This is a genomic window from Streptomyces bambusae, from assembly GCF_019400985.1.
Taxonomy (GTDB): domain Bacteria; phylum Actinomycetota; class Actinomycetes; order Streptomycetales; family Streptomycetaceae; genus Streptomyces; species Streptomyces bambusae_A.
Genome location: NZ_WTFF01000745.1, coordinates 1 through 551, shown reverse-complemented (window position 1 = coordinate 551; position 551 = coordinate 1). Strand labels below are relative to the sequence as shown.

The window sequence follows — 551 nt, the reverse complement described above, 5'->3', positions numbered from 1 at the left end:
ACCACCCGTGAGTCGGTGGCCAGGGCAAAGTGGGTATAAGAGACAGGGTCGTAGCCGGGGCCGCCCGAGGTTGGTTAACCAACGGACTAGGGCGGGTAGTGGGGGGTGCACCACCCGGGGGTCGCCCCGGGGGGGGCGGCCTGGGGGGAAATGGTCAAAATGGATCCCGGGCCGCGGACGGCGGCCGCTGTGCGCTCGGGTCGAGCAGCGACGGCGGCTATCACCCCGTACGACCCACCGTTGCGAACCAGCTTCTGGACGTGGCCGGGTCCGCTAGGCCCGCAGTGGCGGTGGCGGTGCGGGCCGCTGCGGTCGGCGCGGGCACGGACGGGTTGTCGGGCACCGCGCAAGCGGCGGCCGCCGGGCACGACGGAATGGTGCGCGGGGGCGCGATGGCGTCGTGGAGCCCCCACAAGCCGGAGGGGCTGTGCCTGATGTCCGAGCCCTGGGCGTCCAACCTGTGCCGGCCAGGCGGCCGGCACCCCCCGGCCGAGTTCGGGGGGACCCGCGGGCTGACCGCGGTCCAGTGCGAGCCCGCTCACCTCTGCCCG

At 74.4% G+C, this 551-nt stretch carries 1 pseudogene; it reads left to right on the top strand.

Going from position 1 to position 551, the window contains the following annotated elements:
• Window positions 1–260 precede the first annotated feature (260 nt).
• A pseudogene (locus GPJ59_RS36840) lies at window positions 261–551 on the top strand (hypothetical protein); the annotation flags it as partial.